Annotated in this window: 22 protein-coding genes; 12 read left to right on the top strand and 10 right to left on the bottom strand. The window is 45.7% G+C overall.

Annotated features, from left to right (window positions below; all coding sequences use genetic code 11):
* Positions 1-88 precede the first annotated feature (88 nt).
* Both EGV92_RS10885 and EGV92_RS10880 read right to left on the bottom strand, forming a co-directional pair.
* Positions 89-1,036 carry an Imm49 family immunity protein gene (locus EGV92_RS10885; protein WP_131669316.1) on the bottom strand — a complete coding sequence of 316 codons (948 nt, stop codon included), beginning with the start codon at positions 1,034-1,036 and terminating at the stop codon, positions 89-91.
* A gap of 245 nt (positions 1,037-1,281) precedes the next feature.
* Positions 1,282-2,457 carry an Lnb N-terminal periplasmic domain-containing protein gene (locus EGV92_RS10880; RefSeq protein ID WP_242678706.1) on the bottom strand — a complete coding sequence of 392 codons (1,176 nt, stop codon included), beginning with the start codon at positions 2,455-2,457 and terminating at the stop codon, positions 1,282-1,284.
* A gap of 339 nt (positions 2,458-2,796) precedes the next feature.
* On the opposite strand from EGV92_RS10880, the gene EGV92_RS10875 reads away from it, so the two are divergent.
* From EGV92_RS10875 to EGV92_RS10855, 5 genes are all read left to right on the top strand, one after another.
* Positions 2,797-3,696: a transporter associated domain-containing protein gene (locus tag EGV92_RS10875; protein WP_131669315.1), complete on the top strand. Its 900-nt coding sequence runs from the start codon at positions 2,797-2,799 to the stop codon at positions 3,694-3,696.
* A 560-nt stretch (positions 3,697-4,256) separates the two neighbouring features.
* Entirely contained in the window at positions 4,257-5,861 is a 1,605-nt protein-coding gene (gene lnt, locus EGV92_RS10870) for an apolipoprotein N-acyltransferase (protein WP_131669314.1), read from the top strand.
* Positions 5,862-5,975: 114 nt separating this feature from the next.
* A complete protein-coding gene (locus EGV92_RS10865) occupies positions 5,976-6,434 on the top strand; it encodes a hypothetical protein (protein ID WP_131669313.1) in 459 nt (152 codons plus the stop codon).
* 414 nt (positions 6,435-6,848) lie between these two features.
* A complete protein-coding gene (locus EGV92_RS10860; RefSeq protein ID WP_131669312.1) occupies positions 6,849-8,411 on the top strand; it encodes a peptide MFS transporter in 1,563 nt (520 codons plus the stop codon).
* Positions 8,412-8,801: 390 nt separating this feature from the next.
* Positions 8,802-10,607, top strand: a complete 1,806-nt coding sequence (locus EGV92_RS10855; protein ID WP_131669311.1) for an aminopeptidase P family protein — start codon at positions 8,802-8,804, stop codon at positions 10,605-10,607.
* 140 nt (positions 10,608-10,747) lie between these two features.
* Here EGV92_RS10855 and EGV92_RS10850 read toward each other — a convergent pair whose 3' ends face one another.
* The 4 genes from EGV92_RS10850 to EGV92_RS10835 all read right to left on the bottom strand — a co-directional run bounded on the left by EGV92_RS10850 (position 10,748) and on the right by EGV92_RS10835 (position 15,524).
* Positions 10,748-11,512 carry a hypothetical protein gene (locus EGV92_RS10850; protein ID WP_131669310.1) on the bottom strand — a complete coding sequence of 255 codons (765 nt, stop codon included), beginning with the start codon at positions 11,510-11,512 and terminating at the stop codon, positions 10,748-10,750.
* A gap of 178 nt (positions 11,513-11,690) precedes the next feature.
* Positions 11,691-13,010 carry a beta-ketoacyl-ACP synthase II gene (gene fabF / locus EGV92_RS10845; protein ID WP_131669309.1) on the bottom strand — a complete coding sequence of 440 codons (1,320 nt, stop codon included), beginning with the start codon at positions 13,008-13,010 and terminating at the stop codon, positions 11,691-11,693.
* Positions 13,011-13,186: 176 nt separating this feature from the next.
* Positions 13,187-14,527 (bottom strand): anhydro-N-acetylmuramic acid kinase, encoded by a 1,341-nt coding sequence (locus EGV92_RS10840; RefSeq protein ID WP_131669308.1) that lies wholly within the window; start codon positions 14,525-14,527, stop codon positions 13,187-13,189.
* Between the two features lie 82 nt (positions 14,528-14,609).
* A complete protein-coding gene (locus EGV92_RS10835; protein ID WP_131669307.1) occupies positions 14,610-15,524 on the bottom strand; it encodes a PhzF family phenazine biosynthesis protein in 915 nt (304 codons plus the stop codon).
* Between the two features lie 140 nt (positions 15,525-15,664).
* On the opposite strand from EGV92_RS10835, the gene tyrS reads away from it, so the two are divergent.
* From tyrS to EGV92_RS10815, 4 genes are read left to right on the top strand one after another with little or no spacing between them, the layout of a single operon-like run.
* Entirely contained in the window at positions 15,665-16,900 is a 1,236-nt protein-coding gene (tyrS, locus tag EGV92_RS10830; protein WP_131669306.1) for a tyrosine--tRNA ligase, read from the top strand.
* The gene (locus EGV92_RS10825; protein ID WP_131669305.1) at positions 16,900-17,478 is read left to right on the top strand and encodes a GNAT family N-acetyltransferase; all 579 of its coding nucleotides are present in this window, start codon (positions 16,900-16,902) and stop codon (positions 17,476-17,478) included. The genes tyrS and EGV92_RS10825 overlap by 1 nt, the downstream gene beginning before the upstream one ends.
* 52 nt (positions 17,479-17,530) lie before the next feature.
* Entirely contained in the window at positions 17,531-17,770 is a 240-nt protein-coding gene (locus EGV92_RS10820) for a DUF1653 domain-containing protein (protein WP_131669304.1), read from the top strand.
* Between the two features lie 53 nt (positions 17,771-17,823).
* Positions 17,824-18,129 carry a hypothetical protein gene (locus EGV92_RS10815; RefSeq protein WP_131669303.1) on the top strand — a complete coding sequence of 102 codons (306 nt, stop codon included), beginning with the start codon at positions 17,824-17,826 and terminating at the stop codon, positions 18,127-18,129.
* Here the strand turns inward: EGV92_RS10815 and EGV92_RS10810 are convergent.
* Complete coding sequence (locus EGV92_RS10810; RefSeq protein ID WP_131669302.1) at positions 18,067-19,113, bottom strand: alpha/beta fold hydrolase; 1,047 nt, start codon at positions 19,111-19,113, stop codon at positions 18,067-18,069. The genes EGV92_RS10815 and EGV92_RS10810 overlap by 63 nt on opposite strands.
* Positions 19,107-19,991 (bottom strand): ABC transporter substrate-binding protein, encoded by an 885-nt coding sequence (locus EGV92_RS10805; RefSeq protein WP_165525609.1) that lies wholly within the window; start codon positions 19,989-19,991, stop codon positions 19,107-19,109. The genes EGV92_RS10810 and EGV92_RS10805 overlap by 7 nt, the downstream gene beginning before the upstream one ends.
* Before the next feature lie 442 nt (positions 19,992-20,433).
* Here EGV92_RS10805 and EGV92_RS10800 point away from each other — a divergent pair, with 442 nt between their 5' ends.
* Positions 20,434-21,168 (top strand): hypothetical protein, encoded by a 735-nt coding sequence (locus EGV92_RS10800; protein ID WP_131669300.1) that lies wholly within the window; start codon positions 20,434-20,436, stop codon positions 21,166-21,168.
* A 6-nt stretch (positions 21,169-21,174) separates the two neighbouring features.
* On the opposite strand, the gene EGV92_RS10795 is transcribed toward EGV92_RS10800, so the two are convergent.
* Both EGV92_RS10795 and upp read right to left on the bottom strand, forming a co-directional pair.
* A complete protein-coding gene (locus EGV92_RS10795; protein WP_131669299.1) occupies positions 21,175-21,921 on the bottom strand; it encodes an SDR family NAD(P)-dependent oxidoreductase in 747 nt (248 codons plus the stop codon).
* Between the two features lie 106 nt (positions 21,922-22,027).
* Complete coding sequence (upp, locus tag EGV92_RS10790; RefSeq protein WP_131669298.1) at positions 22,028-22,669, bottom strand: uracil phosphoribosyltransferase; 642 nt, start codon at positions 22,667-22,669, stop codon at positions 22,028-22,030.
* A gap of 333 nt (positions 22,670-23,002) precedes the next feature.
* Between upp and EGV92_RS10785 the strand changes: the two genes are divergently transcribed.
* Both EGV92_RS10785 and menA read left to right on the top strand, forming a co-directional pair.
* On the top strand, positions 23,003-23,689 hold the full coding sequence (locus EGV92_RS10785; protein ID WP_423227911.1) for a DNA glycosylase: 687 nt from the start codon (positions 23,003-23,005) through the stop codon (positions 23,687-23,689).
* A gap of 103 nt (positions 23,690-23,792) precedes the next feature.
* Positions 23,793-24,809, top strand: coding sequence for a 1,4-dihydroxy-2-naphthoate octaprenyltransferase (gene menA, locus EGV92_RS10780; RefSeq protein ID WP_207401786.1), 1,017 nt, complete (start codon positions 23,793-23,795; stop codon positions 24,807-24,809).
* Positions 24,810-25,585 lie beyond the last annotated feature (776 nt).

The raw sequence follows: 25,585 nt of genomic DNA, 5'->3' as shown, positions 1-25,585 counted from the left end.
GCTTGGGCTTCTTTCCTCGGCAAGAACAAATACACAACTGAATATGGGACGATTTCGCAAGTAGATACCTATGCTTGCTATAAGCAAATTATCTCTTTAGCCAAGAAAATAAGCCCTTCTTCTTTTTCTCACTAGCCATTTTCATGCGCTCTTGCCACATATCAATCCATTGTTGTTGCGGCCTGTCATAATCAAACTCTTTCATAAAGTCATAAGGTTCAAAGTAGCTTGCTAAAGGTTTAAAATCTATAAGCTCTTTGGGTGCTATGGGACTGTCTATACCTAAATCATAACCATGTATTGCGGCAATTTTGGCATACATCACTACTTGAATTTGTAGGTAAAAATCAAACCAAACATTACCATCATAAGCTGCTTTTTTAGCCAGTCTAGGTTCAAGTAGTTTGGTTAATGCCGTTTGCATTGCTTTTGTGTCTCTATCACATAAAGCAATGTAAAACTCATGGTCAGGTATACGTATGATGTCTCGTTTATCTTTATTGTTATCATTTAAAAAAACTAAGCTACGTTCTTTTAATGACGTCCAGTCTCCTGCTAATGCAAGCAGGGTATTTTTATTGAAGTATGGACGGGTATCTTTACGGTCATAGGGCTCATTGATTTCTACTATTTCATCTCGATGATTAATTAAGTAATTTATTAAATCGAGATTATCTGACATGAGGGCTATAAAAAAGTTATTGGTATTATAGCCATTGTATGCCCAATAGATTTCTTCTCTGCCCATGATTTGCAGTTTGGCTGCCACATAAGCGTCTTGTTTAAAGGCATTAACATCAGCATGTAGTAATAAGTCAGAGGATGCTTTGGCTTCATAATATGTACCTAAGCTTTTCATACAATATAGCGGGTTTCCAACCGACGTATGAATTATCTTTAATAGCTGTTGAATATCGTCAATATAATGCTGACCATTACGCAGCAGGTAATTGGCTCTACCCATGACATGTTCAACGCTCGCTCGATAATCTCGTCCAGCCTCACTGCCCAAATATTCTTTATAGTCATTAGTCATAGTAGGTTCAATTTTTTATTAATTTTTAATATGGCTATACCCCAGTAAAACCCCTAAATAAGACTACTATTTGAGCTAATTGACCACTTAAAACAGACGGCTATAAGAGAACTACTTGTAACGGTTTAATAGGCGCTATCTTTATAAGGTTTATCTTAAATGCTAAAGGGCTAAGAGTTGCATCTCTTAGCTCTTTTTTATCATCTAATGAATAATAAACGTAGAATTAAAAATGGTGAAAAATTTTATGGCGTATTCGTTGAATCGTCCTGCATAAGTTTAGGGACTGGCAACCCCTGCCGAATTAACTTTGAGTAAGCATCCAATGACTGATTGTCCTCAGCACTAAATTGAGCGACTTTTGGATTAATATGAGCATGGTCATACCACTCGCTCATGGTCCAAACCTCACCGCTGTCTGAGCCTGAGTCTGCCGTAGTGTCGGCCTTGGGTGACTTCGGTAGCATGCCGACATCGTATAAGTAATTGGGCAGCCAACCCGATGCCCAAATGCGGTAATCCCAAGGCAGCCTGCCATCACTAATCGCCTGCGCCATATAAAAGATGATAGTGGTACAGTTGCTGGTCAAAGTATTGTACCAAGCTGGCTCGGCTTGAAGGTCGTCTGCTGCTTTAAGATAGGCCTCAAACATAGCGCGCAGCTCGGACTGGGTGAGATTGCTAATGGGGAATAGGTATACCTGCTCACCGCGTGCGTTGGTGCGGGTATAGATGATGTCGCGCTCCTCACTAGCTATCAGGCTTAGCTCATACTGCTTAAAAAAACCGCCAAGCGCTGAAAAGTCCTCATGCTGCTCTTTTCGGATCTCAAAGGAGAAGGACAAGGGCCTTGCATCTGTAAAATGAAAGCTAACTAGGGTATGGGCGATTATTGGCCCCATCCAGTAGGTGTTTACCACATCGACGCCGCTAAGCTTGGCGAGATCTACCTGACGCGATTGCCAATGTTCGGTTGCTGTACTTGCCGTCTGCCAGTCAAAATTGCGCACATTATGCAGCGTGACCAAATCAGCATTATTAGCATCGCGCTCATAGCTTAAACTATGCGCTACCTCAGGCTTCCAGTCGCGGTCTTGCTTGGCGGGTATTGAGATGAACCATAGTAGGCCTATTACCCATACAGCGGTATAAAGCCAACCAAGCGGCTTAACTATTCGTCCACGCTTAGCCTTTGGCACAAATCGCGAGCTAATGACAACTAACGCCAGTAGCGCCACAGCTAACATGAGCGGCCAGCAGAGTAGGGGCTGCTGGATTAACTGATACCAAAGCGCTGCAATGAGCCATAAGGCACTAACTATCACGCTAAGAGTGATGCTGCTGCTGAGAATAAAGTGCCACCATTGAGAGCGACTATCGGTAGTGGTCGGCATTTTATAGCGATTATTTATGTGATTCATCGACGCAGTATCGATGAATGAGACGACAGACAGGGAATAAACAGCAGCATAATCATTAAGGCTAAAAGTGAATAGCCGACCATAACAAAATATCAGCTGCTGTAGCAAGATAATATGTACGATACGTGAGCTATCTGTTGTAAGTTATCTAGAGTTTGATAGTCCTTGTACTCGTAACTTAATGACCCTACAGCCATTTAGATTAAAGCTTGCAATAAAGATGACGGATAAAAGCCCAACAGACAAGATACAAATTCGCTAAATTAGCCGTTGAATGTCAAATAGTCATGGGATAAAGTGAGGGTAATTTGGTTAATAGCGAGGTTAAACTACCCCACCATGTCTGACGACACCTCTTCTAGTTCGAGCAGCTCTAGTAGCTGGTCAATGCGCGGCTTAAAGCGCTGGCTGCATGCTGCTCCAGAGACCCGAGATGAACTTATCAAGCTGGTGCAAGAGTCGCACCAATTCTTAGAGCCAGATACTGTCGATATGTTAGAGGGCGTGCTTGATTTACCTGCCACTCAGGTACGCGAGATTATGACGCCGCGGCCGCAAGTGACGGGTATTCACGAAAGCGCAAGCCTTCCTGAGGTGATGGATATCATCCTTGAGACCACCCATTCGCGCTATCCGGTGTTTGACAGTCAAGACGACGATGCCGTTATTGGTATCTTACTGGCGAAAGATCTCATTCCAAAATTGGTGCACCTACTGCGTGATCATGACGAGAGTATTAATAGCTTTCGCCTAAAGGATATGGTGCGCCAGCCACTCTATATTAATGAGAGTGCTCGCTCCGACACCTTGCTGCGCTCCCTTCAGCGCACGCAGGTGCATATGGCGATCGTGGTTGACGAGTTTGGTAACTTCGGCGGCGTGGTCACCATGGAAGATCTGCTAGAAGAGATCGTCGGTGATATTGTCGATGAGCATGATGACTTCAATGAAGACAGCGATATCAATAATATCGTCCCCCATCCCGAAAAGCTTAATAGCTGGATGGTGCAGGCCTCTACCGTTATTGAAGACTGTAATGACGAGCTTGGTACACACTTCGACGATACCGACGTCGATACAATGGGCGGGCTGGTCATGCAAGCGTTAGGTAATGTTGGCGATTTAGAAGGTGAGTCGGTGACGATTGATGACTGGCAGATTACCATTGTCGATGTCGATGGTCGCTTTATTAAGGCGCTTGAGCTAACCCCGATCAACATATCTGGGTTAGAGGCATAAGACCAAAAGGTTTTAATACATCTAAGGCTCCTAACGAAAGCCGCTATTATTGAAAAGGCGTTAAGAGATTAGCGCCCTTTTCTTTTTAATCAGCCCTTTTAATCAGCCCCTATCATATGCTTATAGCCAATCAAGTCAGGCTAAGATAAGTGCTGCGCTCTGAAACGATATTATAAATGCCGCAGTTTCACGGGGATAGATTGACTAAAGTAGTCAATTTATCCCTAACACTGGTATGATACGCAAGATTATAAATTTCTTTAAAGTAGAGTCACTATCTTTAAAGTAGAGTTGCTATAAAAAAGGGCTACTAAGATGTTGACCTGTGTGAAGGGTTACGCAACGCTCAGTAAGCGGGCGTAATCTATACCAGTACTGCGTTGAAATTTATTCGTACCACTTTTAAGGCTTGTTGAATACTCGTCTTCGTAGGAAAAATTGAGCCAGTTTTTACACGCAAGTAAAAATCAGGCGCAAGTCTAAGCCTATTTATCAACACGTGGTGAATGCTCAACACGCCCTATTTTAAATTGACTATATTACGCCTTGTTGGAAGACTTATGCGTCCCACTACTCAGCATCTGCAAACCCATCTTAGCAGCAGCCGAACCAAGCCTCCTTACACTCTACCTCTAGGGCTTTCACTAATTATCGCCTGGCTAGCCGGGGCGATGTTTATGCTGTCTCTGGCACCTTATGGCTTCTGGCCATTAGCGATAGTGTCGCCTGCTATATTGTATGCACTGCTTATTCCCAAAATGTCCAATAAGCGCGCCTTCTTTATTGGTGAGTCCTACGGTATGGGGCTTTGGTGTGTGGGGGCATTTTGGCTATACACTTCCATTCATGACTATGGAGATACCCCAACTTGGCTCGCCTTAATAGCGATTGCCGCTATGGGTCTAGGTATGGGACTGTTTCACGGGATTTTAGCGCTGGTGTATAATCGGTTTATGGGCAAGCAGCCGCTGGCTTTTGCCGCATTATGGGTCACTCAAGAGTGGCTAAAGACTTGGCTATTTACTGGATTTCCTTGGCTATTCGTCGGCTATGCCTTCACTGAGCAGTATTGGCTATCATCGCTCGCGCCTATTGCCGGCGTGTTTGCTGTCTCTTTCGTGGCCGTTTTATTGGCGGCAAGTCTGGTAGAAGCACTACGTCGACGAGCCGGATATCTGATAGCCAGTGTTGCGCTCATTGCCGTTAGTACCTTAATTTGGCTTATTAATCCAGCTTGGACCACGCCTAAGAACACACCGAATCTATCAGTCTCATTGGTGCAGGGCAATATTCCTCAAGATCTTAAGTGGCTCACTGAGTATCAGATTGAGACTTTGCGGATTTATGCTGATTTATCCCGTTCAGAGTGGGGCCGTGACCTTGTTATTTGGCCCGAGTCATCCATCCCGATGTTTCAGACGGAAGCTTGGCCTTTTATTACCGAAATAGTTAAGCAGGCTAAATCCTCAAATACGACGTGGGTGACGGGTATCCCTTATAAAGACGATGCTGCCTTTAATCCAACTACTGACAAGTACCCACCATTTTATAATAGTGTCATTGCCTTAGGCAGTCAGGGCGAAGGTCTCTATAAGAAGCAGCGACTCGTGCCATTTGGAGAGTATATCCCATTTGAGGGGACGCTTGATCTGTTCCCCAACCTAGCGGGCAGTCAAGACATTATGAGCTATAGTCGCGGCGTGGCCAATCAAGCCCCGCTCAGCGTACGCGGTCACAAGCTAGGTGCTGCCGTCTGTTATGAGGTGGCTTACCCTGACACCACGCGGCGCAATGCTATTGGTACAGACTTTCTGTTGACGATATCTAATGATGCTTGGTTTGGTACTTCTGCAGGCCCGCTGCAACACCTGCAAATGGTACAGATGCGCGCCTTAGAGACAGGTCGCTGGTTTATGCGCGCTACCAATACTGGGGTCACGGCAATCATTAACCATAAAGGCCAAATCGTCGAGCGTGCGCCACAGTTTGAGCGTTTGGTACTGCGCGGTGAGGTCGAGGCACGAACGGGCGAAACACCATTTGTGAGGTTTGGCAGCCTACCTATTTTGCTGCTATCAGCGCTGCTAATAGTGCTCAGCTACTTAGGCGCTCGTGTCAGTCGCCGGCTGCCACGCGCCACCATCACTAAATTCAATAAACTTTAATCACAAGAATTCCTTTAATTACTTATGGGTTTTCACAATTGCGTATAAATTGCGATATAATAGATTAAATTTATAAACATCCTTGAATCCAACCTTAAATCAGGCAGGTCAGATATGGCAGATCTTAGCGAAAAAAATCCCATGAAAGAGTTCTCGTATGCCCTAGTTGGCGTCGCTTTATTTTTAGGTATTGTATTACTTATCGGTATCACTGCCTTTTTACGTCCAGCAGGTGAGCATATTGATCCAGCACCAGCCGCTGAAGTAGCGGAAGAGACAGCGCCTGCCCAAAGCCCTGCTGCTGAAGGTGATGAGGTAGCTGGCGTTACCGAAGCGGTGACCACAGAAGAAGAGACCGAAGCCAATACTGAGATTGCTGCTGATGCTACCGCTCAAGCCACGGCTGAGCCTGCAGTAGATACTACTGGCGCGATCGCGACTGCGCAGTCAGGCACTGCCACCGCTGAGGGTACAGTAAGTCAAGCCGCTGTGGCTGATGCGCCAGTTAATGCTGAGGCGATGGATGCTGATACAGATGGCAGTACTGAAGCTGAAGCTACTCCTGCTCAATAACTCTCTAATGCTACTGAAGGGCGTTATCAAAAGCTAATTATTTACAGCTATCTAGCCATAATTAGCCGCGTATAAAGCTCTCAGGTAACTATTTATATCTTTACTTCACCTTATACCTTTATTTTTAATAAAACCCGCCCGACACATCAGTTTGGCGGGTTTTTTACGGGTATTTTGTATTTAATCTCTTTACATAGTTAAGGACTGATGGAACAATGTCGCCCTCAAATATTTCCATTACAATTTGTATGGAATAAGGTCATAATTGTTTACTATTAGTCCTAAATACAGCAATCAGTGCGACAAACCGTCTCCAGCTTGTCCTAGGTCTCTTTACGCTGATAAGCAAGCTCGGCTAACGATGTCGCACATTAGGACTTGTCATAACCGTTTTACAAAAGAAGGACTAGAGGTATGAGCATGGATTCACAGCGATTATCTTCAGCAGAAGCGAAGGCCTTAGATCACGGTTTTATGGGGCATCCAAAACCGCTACGCTCGCTGTTCTTTACCGAAATGTGGGAGCGCTTTTCTTACTACAGCATTCGCCCACTATTGGTCTTATTTATGGTGGCGACCGTCAGCAGTGGCGGTTTTGGCTTTGATGAGGCTACCGCCTCGGCGATTTATGGTATTTTTGCTGGGTCTTTGTACTTAGCAGCGGTTCCTGGTGGTTGGCTTGCGGATAACTGGCTGGGTCAAGAGCGAGCATTATGGTGGGGCAGTATCATTATAGCTCTAGGTCACTTGTGTATTGCCTTATCAGCTATATTCGGTATGGCGTTATTCTTTTCAGGGTTGGTCTGTATTGTCTTAGGGTCAGGACTATTCAAAACCTGTATCTCTGTCATGGTTGGGGCGCTATATCCAAAGGGAGATGTGCGCCGTGATAGTGGTTTTACCTTATTTTATATGGGTATCAACATCGGTGCGCTATTAGCGGCGCTTATTGTGGGCGTGTTTAAAGAAAAAGGTATGTGGCACATCGGCTTCGGTGTCGGTGGTTTAGGGATGCTTCTCTCCTTACTTGTCTACCGCTTTGCCGCCCAAAAGAACCTTAATAAATATGCGCGCGCCAAAAATATTACCGCCGACTGGGAAGTGGCCTCTGGTCGCTACAAAAACGTAGGGCTATGGGTAGCAGGCTTTGGCGTTTTACTACTGACCTTAATGGTACTGATTGCCACGGGTATCGTTCCCTTTAATGCCGCAATGGTTGCACAATATATGACCTACATTATTGCGGCAGTCGTTTTGGGTTATTTCGCCATTATGTTTATCTCACCAAGGCTGGATAAAACCGACAAGCTACGTCTGCTCGTCTGCTTTGTATTGATTGTTGGTTCGGTGCTGTTCTGGTCCAGCTTTGAGCAGCAGCCTACCTCGTTCAACTTATTTGCCGATCGCTATACCGACCTTGATGTTTTAGGCTTTAGTATCCCGAGTATTTGGTTTCAGTCACTGAACCCTTTGTTTATTCTATTGCTAGCACCGATTGTTAGTATCGTTTGGGTCAAGCTTGCCAATCGCGGTCTTGAGCCTAATAGCATGGTGAAGTTTGCGCTTGGTATGCTGTTGGCGGCCGCTGGCTTTGCTTTGATGATTTTGGCCTCTAAGATAGTGGTGGCGCAGCCCGGTACCTTGGCATCGCCATTGTGGCTGGTCGGTAGTTTATTGTTATTAACCCTTGGTGAATTGGCGCTAAGCCCAGTTGGACTGTCTTCAATGACTAAGCTTGCGCCCGATGGCATGCAAGGTCAGATGATGGGATTATTCTTTGCCTCTATCGCGATGGGCAACCTCGTCGCGGCCTTCTTTGGTGGTCATGTCTCTGCCGATCAGATCGAAGGTCTGCCTGGCCTATTTACCACTATGACCATCTTCTTGATTATTACCGCAGTGATTCTTTTGGCATTGGCTAAGCCGATTAGCAAGATGCTAAAAGACAGTGAGCAAGCGGATCAGCAGTTTCACTAAGCTGGCATCCACTTAAATGGGCAGTATAAGACGCGCTATCAGCCTTGGTAGCGCGTTTTTTATCTTGACCGTACCTAGCGTTCGTCTCAACTTAGCTCGACTATAGTTGCCGCGGTCTATCAAGCCTATTGAGCGAATAAGCACGAGGGCTTGAAAATCCACTTTTCGACCTAATCTAGGATGGCGTCACACTAATTTAAACACTGCGGCATAGCAAAGCTTTTATAGAGCAGATAATTTAATAAACAGCACTTAACATTCAATAAAAAACAAACGCTATTAGCGCCCGTTATTAGCTTCGCATGCTAGCTGACCAGACACGCTTTGCGTGTCATTCTTATTAATATCTCGCTATTTTTATTCAAAACTTCTCGTACAACAGGATACCTTATGAGTAAGCAAATTATTAAAGATCGCATCGATAACCTTCGTAAAACGCTGACTACTAATGATTTAGACGCTATTATCGTCCCTTCTGCTGATCCGCATCTATCTGAGTATTTACCTGAGTATTGGCAAGCGCGAAAGTGGCTGTCTGGATTTACTGGGTCGGTCGGTACATTGGTAGTGACGAAGGACTTTGCCGGACTTTGGACAGACAGTCGTTACTGGGTACAAGCTGCGGACCAGTTAGCAGATACCGGCATTAGCCTGCAAAAGCTACAAAAAGGCGCGCCCAACCATATCGACTGGCTAGCCGACCATCTGAGTGAGGGAAGTAGCGTGGCGGTTGATGGTAATGTGCTGTCCCTCGCTGAGCAAGACCGCTTAACGGACGCTTTTGACGATAAAGAAATCCGCCTGATTACTGAGCAAGACGTACTTACCGAGATTTGGCAAGAGCGTCCAGCTTTGCCCAGCGCCAAGCTATTTGCCCATGACGATGACTTTTTGTCGCAGTCTGCCAAAGACAAGCTGGCAGCAGTGCGCGAGCAGCTGCAAGCGAGTGGCGCTACGCATCACCTGATCTCAAGCCTTGATGATATCGCTTGGCTCACCAATCTTCGTGGCAGCGATGTGGACTATAATCCCGTATTCCTCGCACACATGCTGATTACTCAAAATGACGCGACCTTATTCGTTGATATCAACAAAGTCAGCTCCGAGATAACGACGTTACTGGAGGCCGCAGGTATCAAGGTAGCTGAGTACGATACCATCAAAGCAGCATTAAGCGAGCTGACCCCTGATGACTTACTGCTATTAGATCCTAATAAAGTCGCTGTCGGCACGTTAGCGCAGCTCAATGACGATATTCATATGATTGAGCGCATCGCCCCTAGTACCTTGCTCAAATCTGTTAAATCAGATGCCGATATTGAGCATGTCCGCGAGGCGATGCGTCAAGATGGCGCGGCCCTCTGTGAGTTCTTTAGCAGCTTTGAGCAGCGTCTGGCCGCCGGTGAGCGCTTGAGTGAGCTAGACGTTGATAGCATGCTTATCGACGTGCGCAGCAAGCAGCCTAACTATGTGTCGCCAAGCTTTCCGACCATTGCCGGCTACAATGAAAATGGCGCATTGCCGCACTACCGCGCTGTTGAAGACAAGTTCAGCTATTTAGATGGCGATGGCCTACTACTTATCGACTCAGGGGCACAGTACAAAAACGGCACGACCGACATTACTCGAGTCGTTGGTATCGGCAAGGTCAGCGATGAGCAAAAGCGTGACTTTACCATGGTGCTAAGAGCCCATATCGCACTAGCGGTTGCTAGCTTCCCAGATGGCATTGCCTCTCCACTCATTGATGCCATTTGCCGTGCACCATTATGGCAAGCGCAAATGGACTATGGTCATGGTACGGGGCATGGCGTGGGTTATTTCTTAAACGTTCATGAAGGTCCGCAAGTAATTGCTTATGCTGCCAGCACACCACCTGAGCGCGCTATGAAGGCCGGTATGATATCGAGCAATGAGCCAGGGCTTTACCGCGAAGGTAAGTGGGGTATCCGTATCGAGAACTTAGTGGTGAACCAGCCAGTTACCAATCCTACTGAGACTGAGTTTGGCGATTATCTGCACTTCGAAACCGTTACCCTATGTCCAATCGATACACGCTTGATCGAACCATCATTACTGCGTCAAGATGAGAAGGATTGGTTGAATGGTTATCACCAGCAGGTATTTAACGAATTAAAAGATCGCGTAGCAGGTGATGCTTTAACTTGGTTAACTGAGCGCACGCAAGCGATTTAGCGTTCTAAGACGATATAGTACATAATTTTGGTCATAAAAAAGAGCCTAGTACTAGGCTCTTTTTTTGTGGGGGTAGTCATTTTATTAATAGTACACGCAGGTCATCAAAGGGGTGTCTCGTTATTTAAATGGCCGGATAATTATTGATTTGACCGTGCAAGCTGTCTTTGCACTTCATCGTGCAGCCAAGACTTAAGGTCTTCTGACATCTTTGCCATTTGCTCACTCAGGTAGTCATCAATGCGCATCTCTAACTCATGAACGAAGGCTTGTTGATCTTCATTCAACTCTATTAAACCGCCGGAAGGCGCTTGGTTATCATTTGCAGAGCTAATAATACTATTAGGATCGGACGTATGCGCATTATTATCGGCAGCATTGGTAGTATCTAAGCTCGCTGCTGCACTTTTATTATCCTGTTCCGCTTCAGTGTTTTTTTGCCTAGTCTGCGCTTTGGCTTGTTGACGCTCTTGATCGCGTTGCTGCTGCTCAGCTTCAGCTTGCGCGTCTTCATTTTGCTGGGCTTCTCGGAGCGCTTGTAGTTTTTCTTGTTGCTGTTGTTCTTCTAGCGCTTTTTGTTGTTGTTCTTGTTCTACGCGCGCTTTTTCGACACGCTCCTTCTCTAAGCGTTCACGGTTGAGGCGCTGCTTTTCTAGGATTTCATGACGTAGACGCTCTTTTTCCTGTTCCGCTTGTTGCGCTGCGGCTAGTTCACGTTTTTGCGCATAGATCTCATCTAGATGCGTGTTTAAATCTGGCTGAGTAAAAGCAAACTCAGAGACTGTTGTCTCAGTGCGCAGTAGCGTCATAATGTCTTTGAGCTCTTGTACGATGGAGCCACGCACTTGATCCGGTGCTTGCATCCAGCGCTGCGGGAATTGAAGTGAAAACGAATACCCTGACATAGTATTTCCAAAACTTATTGATTATCCCCTTATGATACGCAACTAAAGCTAGTAGCTGCAAGCTTAGATAGGCTTAGAGGTGGGCCTAAAGCTAAAAAGCCCGCAGTACTTACATAGAAGCAATGCGAGCGCAACATAATTATAAAAAGCCGCTAGGACAAGATGATAAATTGCCAGTCTACTGCCAACGAGCAAATACCAATGAACCATTGGTACCGCCAAAGCCAAAGCTATTAGATATGGCATAGTTTAGCTGCTCGACGTTACGAGCCTCATTCGCTACATAGTCAAGACGGCACTGCTCATCCGTATTATCAAGATTGATGGTCGGTGGTACGAGCTGGTTTTGTAGCGCCAATACGGTAAATATAGCTTCGATACCCCCCGCTGCGCCTAGCAAATGACCAGTCATAGACTTAGTAGAGCTGACCAAAATGTCGTCTTTACACTCGCTAAAGACAGTTTCTATAGCCATCGATTCTGCGACATCACCCGCTGGGGTACTGGTCCCATGAGCATTGATATAACCGACATCACGAGGGTCGATTCCAGCATCTTTTAGGGCAATTTGCATGGCTCGCGCTGCGCCTTCGCCGCTCTCTGGTGGTGCGGTAATATGGCTGGCGTCATCACTCATACCAAAGCCTGCTACCTCTGCCAATATCGTCGCGCCTCGTGCTTTAGCATGAGCCAAGCTCTCTAACACCAATACACCTGCGCCATCACCCATGACAAAACCATCACGGTCTTTATCAAAAGGTCTACTGGCGCGTGTTGGCTCATCGTTACGGGTTGATAGTGCGTGCATAGCGGCAAAGCCAGATAGCCCTAGTGTACTAGAGGCTTTTTCGCAGCCGCCCGCGAGCATAACATCAGCATCACCATAAGCAATTAAACGTGCTGCTAGACCAATGGCGTGCGTCGATGTTGTACACGCAGTGGCCACAGCCAAGTTTGGACCTTTAAGGCCGTGCTTAATTGCGACCAATCCTGCGGGCATATTGACGATACTACCAGGAATAATAAACGGCGAAACTTTTTTTGGTCCTTTATCGCGTAAGGTATCTCGGCTGTCCTCAATCGTTTGGATACCGCCAATGCCTGAGCCAAGGACAATACCGAAGCGCTCAGGATCGACATGTTGCACAGGAGCAGCATCGGCGCTAACTTGCTCGACAAACCCAGCATTGGCAAGCGCCATTGATGAGGCGGCGATACCATAATGCATAAATTCATCATAGCGGCGGACATCTTTGGCATTCATAAAATCTTTGGCATCAAAGTCGTCTACAGTACCGGCAAACTGCGCTCGATAGTCGGCCGCGTCAAAGTGGCTGATGGATTTGATACCGCTCTTACCTTCAGTTACCCCTTGCCAGCTGGTTGCTACATCTAAGCCGAGCGGCGTCACTGCCCCCATGCCAGTAATGACCACACGCTGATGATCAGGTCGTTGATGGTGGGCAGGTTTGCTTTGAGAGTTGTTGCCTTGAGTCATTGCTGTCGTCCTGTCGCTGTTTTTTATATCAATAAAATAGAGAGATTAATAAGAATGCTAAAAGCATAACCTATCAGTTTACGGGTGTAAACTTAATTTGTACTTTGATGGGTTGATAAGCGCTGAGTTCTCAACCCATTAACTCCTCAGATTGCTAATTTTTTATCCGCTGCTCATCAGCCAAAACACACTTGACCCAGTACCACGCTTTTACTCGCACCGGTAACCGCTGGTAGGTTGCCCACTTCGCCCATAATCGACTGCCGCGCTAGCCAAGCAAAGGCCATAGCCTCAACCCAAGTCGGGGCAATACCAAGTGCCTCACTGGTCAGAACCTGCCAGTTTGGTAGTGCGGCGTCCAACGCTGTTAGCAAATAAGTGTTATAAGCTCCGCCACCACAGACAATAATATCTCCACTTGGTAAAGCCAAGCGCTGCGCCTCGTGATTGATAGCACGAGTAAGAGATTGCACTGTAAACATAATCAAGGTTGCCTGAACGTCTTTGGGAGCGATAGTTTCTTTGTTCTGCTCCTCAACTACTGCAATTTGCGCCGTGAGCCAACCTAGATGAAAATCTTCGCGGCCGGTACTTTTCGGAGCGGATCGCTCAAAGTAGGGGTGGGTTAATAGCTGCGCTAGTAACGACTGATGAATAGTTCCAGTTGCTGCCCACCTGCCATCTTGGTCATAGAGAGTCTGGTCTGAGACAATAGTACCTACCGCGATATGATGCTGATACCAGGCGTCGAGTAAGTTATTAGCAGGCCCTGTATCATAGCCGATGATTTTGTCTGCTTGACCAGTCGGCAATACAGTAATATTAGCAATACCGCCTAAATTGACGATGATACGGTCTTTAGATTGAGCGCCTTTCGTGGAGGTAGTGGCAAACTGGGCCAAATGAAAAGCGGGTGCGAGTGGCGCACCTTGACCACCCACTGCCATATCGCGGCGACGGAAATCTGTTACTACGCTGATGCCAGTACGCTCGGCGATAACATTGGCATCGACGAGCTGTAAGCTAAAGCCCAATTGTGGTCGATGGCGTACAGTCTGACCATGACAGCCGATGGCCAAAATAGCCTCAGCATCAATGTCAGATTTTTCGAGCAGCTCTGCCACCACATCACTGGCAAACTCTGCATATTCACGGCTTGCCCAACCAAACCAGTCCAATTCACTTTGCGGCTGTTGCTCGCAATCTACTTTAATACCGGTAAGCTCGTCAACCCGGTTAGGCTGACATAAAGCGAGCAATACATCTCGTAGCTGCGGCGTGAAGTCTTTGCTATGGCTTGCGATAATTTTATTGGTGGGACCAGTACTAGCAGAGTCGGTATCATGCTCAAACTGACAAATCACTGCATCCAAACCATCTAGACTGGTACCTGACATCATGCCAATGTAATAACCATTGTCAAAGCTATCGAATAAGGTTTCGGATAAAGCGTCGGCGAGGTCAGTAATGTCGTTAGGCTCTGTATCTAGAGTTGAGGAGGGGGTAGGGGTTGGCATGAAAAAATCCTAAGTTCGTATCTTAAAAATTGAGGTGTATCAGGTTATAAAGTAGTGGCAGGCAGTTTATAACAATTATCTTCTAAATCGTAATCTGCCCCACCATATAGTCCACAGCATTACCGATTAATTTAACACGCTCGCTATTTTCGCTTTTGACCAGCTCGCAGTGAAGGTAACCGCGTCGTTTTGATAATTGAACCGCCGTCAGCTTATTTTTACCTAACTCAGCGGCCCAATATGGCGTCAATTGGCAATGTGCTGAACCCGTGACAGGGTCTTCAGCGACACCTTCTTTGGGATAAAAACAACGGCTAACAACGTCGGCTTTAGCGTCTGATTTATTGTCTGTTTTGGCGTCTGGATTAGCATCAAGGTTTGCGTTATCCGCTTGCGCCGTGATTATGACACCGCGAGCGTTTAAGTTTTGCCAGTGAGTAATTTTTGGCGTAACCGCCTTGACGTCTGCTTGGCTGACCAGTTCAACTAAATAGTCAGTTCCCAAGCTCACATTGATAATTCTATTGACGTTGATGTTTAACCCTTCAATTAAAGCATTAGGTACCTCTGCCATTTTCAATAACTGACTGGGAACCGCAGGGAAGTCCATTGAATAGCCGTCGTTAAGCTTCTCTACCGTCAAAGTACCGCTTTTAGTCACGAACTCGATTTGTGAGCCATTAATGCCTAAATGGGTAAATAGCACATGGGCAGTGGCCAAGGTGGCGTGACCACACATAGCGACTTCACTGACGGGCGTAAACCAACGTAGCTCGTAAGCTAGATGTCCATTTTCGTCTGGTCCTACATCATTTTCAGTAGTCGTATCTGAGGCGTCTATGGCGATAATAAAAGCGGTCTCTGACAGATTATTCTCGCTAGCAATGGCTTGTAATGTAGCATCATCTAACCATGACTCTAAAGGAATAACAGCGGCAGGATTACCGCCAAATACGTGATCGGTAAAAGCATCAGCTTGATAAATAGTAAGATTCATTTGCATTTTCTTTTTATTAGAGTGTTAAATTAACCATTTTAGGGGTTGAGACGGCATACGACTCAAAGTAGTATAATCCCACTATACATTATTTATTACGCACTATTAATTATCTAAATTTGATCAAACTAGAGATGACCATGAGCCAAACCGCCACTATAAATAATCCTCAGAACTTAACTTTAGAAGAGCAGCTTGCCATCATTCAACGCGGCACGCACGAGATACTCTCAGAAGAAGACCTCATCGCTAAGCTTAAAGAAAACCGCCCCCTTAAGATTAAGGCCGGTTTTGACCCAACAGCGCCAGATTTGCATTTGGGTCATACAGTACTGATTAATAAGCTTAAGCACTTTCAGGACTTGGGCCATGAGATTTATTTCTTAATCGGTGATTATACCGCCAGAATTGGTGATCCTTCTGGCAAAAATGCGACAAGGCCACCACTGACTGAAGAGCAGATTAAGGCCAATGCTAAGACTTATGCTGAACAGGTCTTTAAGATTTTGGATAAAGACAAGACCAAGGTCGTCTTTAACTCTGAATGGTTTAATGATATGAGCGCCGGCGATATGATTCAGCTTGCCAGCCAGCAGACTGTCTCGCGAATGCTCGAGCGTGATGACTTCTCCAAGCGCTATGCCGCGCAGACCCCAATCTCCATCCATGAGTTTTTATACCCGCTCGTTCAGGGCTATGATTCGATCGCTTTGAAGGCCGATGTTGAGCTTGGCGGTACCGATCAGACCTTTAACTTACTTATGGGGCGCACCTTGCAAGGCCGCTACGGTCAAGACTCGCAAGTTTGTATTACCGTCCCTATCCTAGAGGGGCTTGATGGCGTCAATAAAATGTCCAAATCACTGGGCAATTACGTCGCCATCTACGACACTCCCGGTACTATGTACCAAAAAATTCTATCTATGCCAGATACGCTCATTCGCCGCTACTTTGAGTTCCTAAGCTTTAAGCCGATGGATGAGGTCGAGTCCTTAATGACTGAGATGGAAAACGGTCGCAACCCACAAGAGATTAAGCGCATTCTAGCCGAAGAGTTAATCGAGCGCTTTCATGATGCTGAAGCCGCAGCCAATGCTCATAAATCTGCGGGTAATGTACTAGCCGATGGTGAGTTGCCAGTAGATTTACCAGAAGTCACGCTAGAGCTGGAAGAGGGACAAGAGGCGCTGTTTATTACGCAAATCTTAAACCAAGCAGAATTGGCTAAGAATAACGCTGCCGCCAAAGATATGGTCAAGCGTAGTGCGGTCAAAGTCGATAATGAAGTCGTCGATGCTGGCTTTAGTTTAACCTCTGGTCAGACGGTGGTCATTCAAGCAGGTAAAAAGGCATTTGCTCGGGTGACAGTAGCCTAATGCTAGCCCCAATCCCCTTATCCTATCACGGCGTCACCCTTGAATCATTAACGATGGCGCATGCCGAAGGGTTGTCTGAGGCTTGTCAAGATGGCAAGCTTTGGACGATAGAAGTAACCTCGGCGCCCACGCCAGATAGCGTCATTGATTATATCCGGCTCGCAGTCTCAATGGACAATAGGATGGCGTTTGCCGTTATTGACGAGGCTTCAGGGAGAGTGATTGGCTCGACCAGCTATCATGATATTTTGCCCGAGGCAAAGCGTCTAGAGATTGGCTATACGTGGTATGGCAAATCGTACTGGCGCACTCATGTGAATACGGCCTGCAAACTGATGCTACTCACGCACGCCTTTGAAACCTTAAAGTATCAAACGGTTGGCTGGCGCACCGATGGTGAGAACTATCGATCTCAAAACGCCATAGAGCGTTTAGGCGCAACAAAAGATGGCGTCATTAGGGGCAATCGAGTTAGGCGAGATGGGGTTATTGCTGATACGGTTATGTACAGTATGACAGCGGATGAATGGCCTGAGGCAAAAGCGAAACTTGAAGATAAATTAGCCCGTTATGCATAATTTATTTTCTCTTATCCATTCTCTTGTACAGTTATAATTATTAGATATTTCTATGACCCAACCAATTAAAAAACCAGTCCCCCAAGGCATCTACCGCCATTACAAGGGCAATCTATACCAAGTCTTGCACACGGCTCAGCACTCTGAGACAGAAGAGACGCTCGTTGTTTATCGCTGTTTGTATGGCGACTACGGTGTTTGGGTGCGACCCCTTGAGATGTTTGCCGAAATGGTGAGCGTGGAAGGCAAGCAAGTGCCAAGGTTTGAGTTGATCAAAGCACTGAACGATTAAGGGTCAGACCAGTAAGCACTGATAAGCTCTGATTAGGTAATAGGGATAATAATTTGATTAATATAAGACAATTATCACCACTGCTACCTCAACTCTATGTGTTTCTGGTGCAGCTAGGCGCATTCTTACTCATTGACTGGCTAGATGTGCGTCATGGTTATCATTTGCCGATCTCAGAATCCCTACTATGGTGGATTGCCATACCGTTGACTTGGTCTCTATATTCAGCGGTACTGCACCATTATTCTCGCCGTTGGCTTAACGCCATTATCCAAGGCCTTATTCAGACGTTAGTCTCATTCCTTGTCATAGTCGCCATCATGCTGTTCTTCCACCAATGGATTGGTGGGACTTTCTAATTTATCGTTTTTCTTATCATATTGACCCGCCAAAAACCCCTTTAATACCCGATAAAAGCCAACCGGTTCGTCAAGCGGTACGGCATGTCCTGAGTTTGGCAATACAATCTCGACAGCATTGGGCAACATCTGCGTGACTTTACGTTGCCACTTGGGCTCATACAGCTGGGAGCGCCCACCGATCAGGTTTACCACAGGAATATCAAGTGTCTGTGCCACATCGCGAAAGTCATAAGGCAGCGTCAAGTACGCTTGCAAGCAGCGCATTTTATGCTTCCAAGTATCGTGATTAAAAAATACCAGCTGATGGTCTGTTTGGTGAGTCATTAAATGAATAAAAGCTTGGGAGTGTGGCCGGCTAGCAGACAATAAGGAGAACATGCGCTCAGTATCGGTAGTACGGCGCTTTAAGTTGTGCGGCAGATGGGTAAAGCTATCAAAGCGCTCGTAAGCGAGTCCCTCATTAAGCAGGGTTTGAAATATATCAAACACTTCATCTTGACGCGCGCCAAAGAGTCCGCCTTGCCAGTCCGGCTGATTGTGAACGGTGGGGGTCTGGTCAATATTGAGGTAACGACTCACTCGTGAGCTACCATAGCGGCTAAAATACGACCACATGACTTGCGCGCCCATGGAGATGGCAGCGACAGGAATAGCGGCAAGATCGCGCCACTGGCATATTTGCTCAATAACAGCATTGATGTCGTCTGCGTATTGAGCCAAAAAATCAAACTGGGAGAGGGGAGTAGACTTTGCCAGACCAAAGCCGCGAAAGTGCGGCAGGTAAAACTGATACTTAGAGATCAATGGCAAGATAAAAGGCAGAAATTCACGCGCATCCATGCCATAAGCGTGCAGTAGTAATACGGGCTTACCGCGGCCGATGACGGTTATCGGTATTTTTGCCTCATCCGCTGTTTCAACCTTAAGAGAGACTTGTATCGTACGAAAGCCCAGTAACTTTGCTAGCTTATTTTTTACCATAGTTGTTGATACTGCTCGTCAGTTAGCTTAGCTATATTTAACTCAGCCAAATAATTACGCAATGCTTGCCATCGTTCGCTATCTGCTTGAATAGGAACAATAAAGCGTTTTAGCGTATCATTAATAATATCATCCATTAGTGCAGAAGCAGTGCTATTTGTATAGCTATAATAAGCCTCGCGAGCTTTATCAGCGTTATTGATACAAAACATTGTCATCTCATTGGTTACTTCTACAAAGCGGCTAATGGCAGGTTGTTTTTGTTGCCAAGTGTTGTGGGTAGTCATCAATTCCAATGCTGAAAAGTTAGGAAATGCTGCTAGAGACTGATCAATGAACACATTATCAAGTGCTTCATGCTGTGCCTCAATCCCCTCAAAGTTATAAAAGCATAGCCAAGCCCCATCAAATTCGCCTTGTTTTAGGTTCTCAAGATGTTGAAAGTTGGTTTCGACAAATTGCACCGTGTCTCTATTGAGATCACAGCCTTGCTTTTTAGCATAGCGGCGCAAGATGTCAAAGCCAATCTTATTGGTGATGGCATTAGCAGCAGGTGTGGTAATACGGATAGGTTGATTATTAATAAGTTTTTGGGTACTTTCTTGCCTTAGCATTACCCCGCCATCAGTTTCAAAAAAGCAGCCTAAAGATTTTAAATCAGCGAAATAGTGTTCGAATAAGTGAATAGGTTCATTGATATGCAAGTCAATATTGCCTGCGGCCAGCTCAGCAAAACCGTCATAATGCTCTGAAGGTTCGATTATATTAATACTCAAGCCTGCTCGTTCGTAAGCCTGCGTATGTAGCCCTGCGATAAAGGGCAGGTGGTCAGGATTTAAAAACCATTCTAAAGTTAAGGTCAGATTGGTAGCGGTCATCATAGCTCCTAAAAAAACGAGTGATAAAATGCCTCGTGACTAATTGACTAACGTCTATAACAAACTGGCTATCAGTATTGAATGAACCCTACCATAAGTACTGAGTCTTAGGGATCTTAATCTTGCTGATTGGCTTTAATAAGCTGAATTTCTAATTTGCTAAACGAATGCTTTGAGGGCGTATCGTCAATTAAATTGTAAAGTTAAAAGAAGATTAATTTTTGCTGTCTAAAATAAATTATATATTAGAATCAACTTAACCATCAGGTGTTGTAATACCCATCAATGCCTGCTGAGCTAACTAAGGATTCTGCTACACTATTTTGAGCGTCAATCCAAAAAAGGGTTTAGGGAGTTTCAAATAGTAACTTGTAGTAGCTTGCATCTGCCAATGGATGTTATCAGCAAGACTGACAATTAAAAAATAAGATGGATTGATGTGATGATAGGACTATTCAATAGTAGCTCAAACAGCAAAGCCTCGACAAGGCCAATCCTACCGAGCATAGACGAGAGTCTGTATCCGTTACGGTGGCCAGCCGAAGATAAGGCAGACGGAGGGGTAGTCTTCGAGTCGCCACAAGCACTACTTACAGCGATATTAGCGGGAGAGCAGTTACTGAACCAACAAGACTTCTGGCAGATACTTCATGCCAATAAGGTCTATCAAGAGTGGGTGAATTTCACCGTATTTGGGCGTTATGTTCAGCGTAGTTTTGCCGCATTTTACCGACAGAGTGAAGACAACTTCAATTCAGGCATGCCTGAGCTACTCCGTCATGAGCTGATGCGTCATGCTCAGTATTTACCCGAATCGCAAACGCTATTTTTTGGCGGTAAGCTGCCATTGGAGGCTCGCCAAGACAAACTTTTTAATACTACGCTCAATCCATGTACGGCTCTTGCTTGTGCCAACAAACCGAGTCATTCACCAACTAAGCATCAGGCTATCATTAATCAAGTGTTTGTTAATCAAGTGACTGTAAAAAGCCCTCGGGTAACTGCCTTCGCCGTTCGCCACAGTAAGCGCACCAGCGAGCGCCTACGTAGTGAGGTTATGGTGTTAGACTTTGCTGATTTAAGACTGGTCAATGAACAGGAGATTGTAGCGTCTAATTCGGCTTTGAGCCATATTGAAGACCGACTTATCGTACTTCGTAACTATGAGCTACGCTAACAGGCACTAGTCTTTAGCAATCGTTAAACCATTGTAAGTCTGGGCGACGGGCATAACCTCGAGGCGGTTTACATTGACATGGGCAGGGGACTCAATCAGCCACACCAATATATCAGCCACATCTTCAGCAGTCATATTCTCAAAGCCTGCATAAACTTTCGCTGCTTTTTCAGCATCACCGTGATAGCGCACGTTTGAAAACTCCGTACCACCGACATTACCCGGCTCAAGATTGGTCACGCGTACTTTGCTGCCGAGCAGATCTGCCCGTAAGTTTAAGCTAAACTGCTTCACAAAAGCTTTGGTCGCACCATAAACATTGCCACCGTAGTACGGCCATGTGCCCGCAATAGAGCCGATATTAATAATGTAGCCGCTGTTACGCTTGACCATCTCAGGAAGTAGCGCATGGGTTAGCGCCATCAAGCCTTTGATATTGGTATCGACCATGCGCATCCAGTCATCGAGCTTGGCCTCAAACGCAGGCTCCGTTCCAAGAGCAAGACCAGCATTATTGACCAAGACATCAATAGGGCGAAATGCCGCTGGCAGCCCTGTAAGAGCAGCCTCGATAGAAGCGGTATCGGTGACATCCATGGCTACAGGAGTAAACCTCTCCCCTAAGGTCTCAGCGAGCGCTTCTAGCTTGTCAAGACGGCGAGCGCAGCCGATGACGCAGTGGCCTTTAGCGACCAATTGCTTGGCTAGCGCCTCACCGAATCCTGCACTTGCTCCAGTAATCAAAATATTCATGGCTTGTCCTTATGAGTTCTAAGTTTAATCTTAGTTATATCTTATTAAAGCAAATAACTGCGGATCGCAGCGGGTCGCAGTTTCATATAGCTCAGCCCTATATAACTTAGCTTGCTTTTGTACCAAAAATTTTATCACCTGCATCACCCAAGCCAGGAATGATATAGCCTTGCTCGTTAAGATGACTGTCTAATGCCGCCGTATAAATCGTCACGTCAGGATGGGCTTCATTCACCAAGCGTACACCTTCAGGGGCAGCAACCAGTACCAAAGCCTTGATATCTTTACAGCCGTGTTTTTTTAGCATCTCAATGGTAGCCACCATAGAGCCGCCAGTTGCTAGCATCGGGTCGATAATCAGCGCAGGGCGACGGTGCACATCGCTGACCAATTTTTCAAAGAAAGGCACTGGTTCTAAAGTCTCTTCATCACGCTGTAGACCGACGACAGATATTTTTGCGGTAGGGATAAGGTCTAGTACCCCATCGAGCATACCAATGCCCGCACGTAGAATAGGCACGATAGTGACTGTCTTGCCGACGATTTGCTCACCTTCGATTTCACCGTTCCAGCCTTGCATGGTAAAGGTCTCGATTTGAAAGTCACGGCTGGCCTCATAGGCCATCAAACGAGCAAGCTCATTGGTCAAAGTGCGAAACTTATAAGTACTACAGTCTTTTTCGCGCATCAGACTAAGTTTATGGCGTACTAGAGGATGGTCTATAACCGTCACATTTAAATCAATCATGGTCTCTCTCATTAAAGAAGCGTGGGGGCGGGGTTAATTCTGTAGTCTGCTACTATAAATTTACCAAGATGATGGCTACGACTGCTGTACGATGAGTACTACCAGCACCACATTACTTGATGGTAAAGCCATAGTAGTTTGACTATATTGATAGCGGTTATGATATCAAAATTACCGCCTATCGACGTGCTTTGTTCGCATTTGGGGTCGTAAAATTCTTAATTTTATAAAATTTTTAACATAACTCTTATTTCAAGCATTAGTGATGTTATTCATTATAAGTAGCATCATATTATTCATTATTATTATTTAGCAATTAACAAGAGAGGCGTTGTGACCAACCGTGTGACCCACAGCTATTTCACCAATTCCTTACATTCAGATGCCATATTTGCTCACGATTTAGACCACTCTGTGTCGCCACCGATTGAGTCGCACCCTTTTCCGCCGTTTTTGCCGCCTGAGGCCACAGTTATGATGATGGGCTCCATGCCGCCGACCCCTGATAAGTGGGGGATGGCGTTTCATTATCCTAATTTTAGCAATGACATGTGGCGCATCTATGGCCGTGTATTTTTTGACGATGCCAATCATTTTCGCAACGATGATGAAAAGGGCTTTGATGCCGAGCGTATCAAAGCCTTCCTACTAGAGCGCGGTATTGCCTCTTGCCCGACTGTTCGCCGGGCTATTCGTGAGCAAGGCAATGCTTCTGATAAGCACCTTACTATCGTCGAGACGGTCGATTTCAATGATATCTTGCCGCAAGTACCCAACGTTCATACCATATTTACCACTGGCGGCAAGGCGACCGAGATTTTACTAGAGTTATTACCTAAGGATGTCCGTCCCAAGCTGCCCAAGACCAACTGCCAAGTTGACTATCCTTTTAGCGGACCCGCTGGCAAGCGTGACCTTAAGCTGTATCGGCTACCTTCTACCTCGCGTGCTTATCCGCTTTCTCTAGATAAAAAGGTCGCCGCTTGGCGAGCCTTCTTTGAGCAGGTGGGCAAGTTATAGCGGATTGCATTATAGCTTTGCTTATTTCATGTACAAGGTTGAGTGCAGCACTTAGATAGTGTTTTAATAGTCCTTTAAAACTATCTGTCAAGGCCATAGCTTCGTGAGTAAACCCATCACCCAGCGCGCGACTGCCGCAAATAATGTTGCTAATTCTGAAAGTATTTCTCTGCTTACAGCTCTATTACGAGCCACGCGGCCACGAACCTATCCTTTAGCAGTAGCCAGTATCGTTTGTGGTACTGGTCTGGCATTTGCCCAACTTGGCGAATTTACTGCGTATCATTGGTCGGTCTTTTTACTCACCCTTTGGGTGGCTTTAGCGCTCCAGATACTCTCCAACCTCGCTAACGACTATGGCGATGGCGTCAAAGGTACAGACACTCACCGTGCGGCGGATAGTCCAGAGCGCCTAACCGCAACCGGCCAGATAAACCCCATCCAGTTTAAACGTCTTATCTTTGGCTGGGCAGCACTCACTTTTGCCTCAGGCGTTTTACTCATCAGTATCGGCTTTGACAGTTGGCGTGACTTTATCCTGTTTTTAACCTTTGGCATCATCGCCATCATTGCTGCAATGGCTTATACCATGGGCAAGCGTCCTTATGGCTACCGTGCGATGGGCGAGGTGGCGGTGCTTATTTTCTTCGGTTGGCTCGGGGTTCTAGGCAGCGTCTACTTACAAACTCATGAGTTTAGTCTGGCTCATTTACTACCTGCAACGGGCTGCGGCGGGCTTGCTGCCTGCGTGCTTTACATCAATAACATGCGCGACTTCGATAGCGACCAGCAAGCAGGCAAAATCACCCTCGCCGTGTTATTCGGTCGCCGTCATATGATAACGGCATACTTTGCGCTGCTGCTGCTATCTCTTAGTTGCTATTTACTTTACACCATCTTTATCAGCCCTAGCACGGTTACTTGGCTCCTCGTCTTACCCTTACTCATAGCGCATGGCAAAGCTATCTTTGATAGCGCGCGGACTTCCCAAGCTACCCAGCAGTCTGGACTTATAGGCAATCAGCTAAAATCCATCGTGCTAATCACCCTTTTTACCAACCTGCTCTTTGTCAGCAGCATTCTTATGGTGAACTACCTTAAACCTTCAATAAATATATAGGGAAGTATGAGCATAGATGAGTTTAGTGTCATTTATGAGCGGTAGCATGAGTAGGCCCAATCAAGAGATGTTCTAGCACTTATTAAGCTGTACGCTAGAGATGCTCTTTTGAGAGCACTTTGATACCTGCTATTCTTAACCAAGACTCGGATACGTTTAAGGGCGAGAAGCGATAATTCGATTCTTAGAAAAAAGAACCAAAAGCAGACCTAATGAGCTGAAACTTAATCAAAGACAGTTATAGTACAGATACTTAAGGCGAGCCGCTAAATTTATTACGTAGCTACTAGCTGCTATATAGAGTAATGTAAAGAGGCTTCATCTACCTAGCGACGCTTGCTTATCAAAGAAGTAGAAATATCAGCCCAAAGCACCAAAGATCTAACTAATTTGAAACAAACTTAAAAAAGTTCTTGACGGAGGGGATAAACCGTATATAATACGCCACCTATCGAGAGGGAAGCGAGTCGAAGGTTAGCTGAATGGGTTAATTTTGAGGCAAGCTAAGTAAGGAATTTGAGGGGTTGGTGATAACCAAGCGTTTCAAATAAATTAAAAAACTTCTTGACAGATAAAATAAAGCGTCTATAATACGCACCTCATCGGGACAAGCTAAGGGCTAATCATTAGGATTAGAGATTAGATAACCTGATGAAACGAATTAAAAAGATTGAAATAAAAAGCTTGACAGATATTAAAAACATGATATACTGGATGGCTCGCTAACTAAGACAAATAATTATTTTATCTTAATTAGCAGATATAACTTACCTTGG

Source organism: Psychrobacter pygoscelis (genome assembly GCF_004335015.1).
In the GTDB taxonomy this organism is placed as follows: domain Bacteria; phylum Pseudomonadota; class Gammaproteobacteria; order Pseudomonadales; family Moraxellaceae; genus Psychrobacter; species Psychrobacter pygoscelis.
The sequence above is the reverse complement of the archived record's forward strand: the minus strand, read 5'-3'. Positions and strand labels throughout refer to the sequence as shown.